Here is a 2,763-nt window from a genome sequence, read left to right as displayed (position 1 = left end):
GCCCATCCTATCAAGATGGGCTTTTACTCTTTAAATTCAAATTGTGAAGTCGCATAAACCTCTCTAACAACTGTTAAAAAGTTCTCTAACACGACAGACTTTTCATCTTGTCTCCATCCAACATATAAATTTATTTTCGGTGTATTTTCTTGAATGTCTTTATATATGACACCCGATTTTTTATAACTTTCCACCGATGATGGAACGACAGAAATCCCCATTCCTGCTGCAACTAAATTTACAATCGTTTGCATTTGGATCGCTTCTTGAACAATATTTAAACTTACTCCATGTTCCCAAAAGTAACTAATAATTAAATCATAAAAGTTAGTACCGAAATGACGAGGAAATAAAACAAATGGTTCGTCCACTAGTTCTTTAATAGAAATATTAGATAACGAAACTAAGGGATGATCTTGATGTAATACCAATTTTAAACGTTCCTCAGAACAAATTTCGGAAGACAATATTTCATTATTCTGCTTAGAACGAATAAATCCAATATGAATTTGTTTTTCATAGAGTGCTTTTATTTGCTGGTCTGTTGTCATCTCGCGTAATATGAGCTGTATTTTAGGAAAACGTTCTCGGAATTTTTTTAATATCTCTATAACGGTTTCTGTAGAATCGACAAAACCAATTATTAAATGTCCTATCTTCCCTTCATCCGCAAGCTGTGTTTCTTTAATGGTTCTATCTACTTGAAGCAACGTTTGCCGTGCACCTTCTAAAAAGATTTTCCCCGCATCGGTAAGTTCAACCATTCTTTTTGTCCGGTGAAAAAGTTGAACTCCTAATTCTTCTTCCAATTTTCGAATTTCTTGGCTTAAAGGCGGTTGTGCCATCATAAGGCGTTCTGCTGCACGACTAAAGTTTAATTCTTCTGCCACCGTTATGAAATACCTCATTTTCCGAATATCCATTTCAATCCCCCTATCATAAACAAATAATAAACACTTCGCTTTTACTTCTCTAAGGTAAATAATTTTTTATTTTCAAGTGGTACAAAACAAGGCTAAAAAACTTATCTCCAAAGTTCTTTAGCCTTAATCACTTGTTACACATTAAAAAATATTATTCGTACAACGGTACCTTTATCAACTTCTGAATGGATCTCTACACTATGTCCCAATTGTTTTGTAATTTCATATACAAGATATAACCCCATTCCAGTTGATTCTTTAAAATCTCTACCATTTTCTCCTGTAAAGAACGGTTTAAATACTCTTGGTAAATCTTGCTTCGGTATCCCGACGCCACTATCGGCAATTTCAAGTACAACTGTATTACCTTCCCTACATGCTTTCACTTTAATCTTTTCTCTACTACCTGATGAGTATTTAATCGCATTCGATATAATTTGTCCAATTAAAAATTGCAACCATTTCGCATCACTTTCTACAGTAATACCTTTATCAATTTCAAGCTCTGGATATACAAAACTCCGGATAAAGAAGCGTTTATGTTCATGCACGGAATCATTTACTACTTTATGTAGTTGTACTCTTTCTACATAAAAATCTTGTGTGAATGCTTCTAAACGCGCGACATATAATGCCATCTCTAATCCCTTTTTTAACCGATCTGTTTCCTCATTAATACTTTCAAAACGCGAATCCACTTCATCCTGTGTAATTAATTCTATTACAGATAGAGGTGTTTTCATTTGATGAATCCACTGATTCATAAAGGTTAAATGATCATTATTTTTTCTCTCTTGTAATTGCAGCTGATTTTGATAATGACGATATTGTGCATCAAGCAAATCTTGGAGTGCGGTAGATAAAACTGCAAAATCAGATTTTTGAACGGATTCATCCAAAGATTGCAATGGATTTGCTAAACGTTCATAAAAAGAACGATGTGTAAAATAACGAAATAATAAATAACTTATCATAAAAAAAGCACCTAAAAACATTGCATATAATGCCGTTGAAATATGATTATGCCCATCAAACCAATAAACTAGGAATATGGCTAGTAGTTGGATCGCTGTAAAACAAATAAGCGGTATATGATCACGAATAAACAACCTTATCATTTTTCCATACCATTATCCCAAGTAATATGTAATCTATATCCAACACTACGAATTGTTTCAATTGCTCCTTCAATATGTAACGTTTTTAACTTTTTACGCACACGTGTTGTATTTACACTTAATGTATTATCATCAACGTAAGATTCACTATCCCATAATTTATTAAGTAACACTTCTCTACTCACAACACGCGGGTAATTTTTCATTAGCGTCTCTAATAAAATAGCTTCGTTTCTCGTTATATCAATCTCTTGCCCCCTAAGTTTTAACACAAGTCTTTCTGGATATAAACAAAGACCTTGTTGCTCAATCATTCGTTCTTCTAGTTTCGGTGCATAGTCTCCGTAAGCACGTCTTAAATGACTACGAATTTTTGCCATTACAACTTCATAATGAAAAGGCTTCGGAATAAAATCATCGCCACCATTTTCTAACGCCATAACTTGATCCATCGTACCTTCACGGGCCGAGATAAATAAAATTGGACATGTGGAAACCGCACGAATTTGACGACACCAATAGTAACCGTCAAAGCTTGGTAAATTAATATCTAATAAAACTAACTCTGGTTGTTCTTCTAAAAATATGTCTAACACATTTTGAAAATCCGATACAATAATTCCTTGGTAACCGTATTTCGCAACATAAGTTGATAATAGCTCTGCAATTTTCATATCATCTTCTACAATCATAATTTTAACCATTCTTAAACTCCTTTTAAT

3 protein-coding genes are annotated in these 2,763 nt (G+C 33.4%); all 3 read right to left on the bottom strand.

What is annotated here, in order from left to right; translation table 11 throughout:
* Positions 1-23: 23 nt before the first annotated feature.
* Positions 24-923 (bottom strand): LysR substrate-binding domain-containing protein, encoded by a 900-nt coding sequence (locus AB3X48_RS20690; RefSeq protein WP_016105030.1) that lies wholly within the window; start codon positions 921-923, stop codon positions 24-26.
* Between the two features lie 134 nt (positions 924-1,057).
* Positions 1,058-2,041, bottom strand: a complete 984-nt coding sequence (locus AB3X48_RS20685; protein WP_002161558.1) for a sensor histidine kinase — start codon at positions 2,039-2,041, stop codon at positions 1,058-1,060.
* The gene (locus tag AB3X48_RS20680) at positions 2,038-2,745 is read right to left on the bottom strand and encodes a response regulator transcription factor (RefSeq protein ID WP_016105032.1); all 708 of its coding nucleotides are present in this window, start codon (positions 2,743-2,745) and stop codon (positions 2,038-2,040) included. Before AB3X48_RS20680 ends, AB3X48_RS20685 begins: the two co-directional genes overlap by 4 nt.
* Positions 2,746-2,763: the final 18 nt, after the last annotated feature.

The organism is Bacillus sp. S4, from assembly GCF_040838205.1.
GTDB classification, from domain to species: Bacteria; Bacillota; Bacilli; order Bacillales; family Bacillaceae_G; genus Bacillus_A; species Bacillus_A cereus_U.
This window is presented reverse-complemented; position numbering and strand designations above follow the sequence as displayed.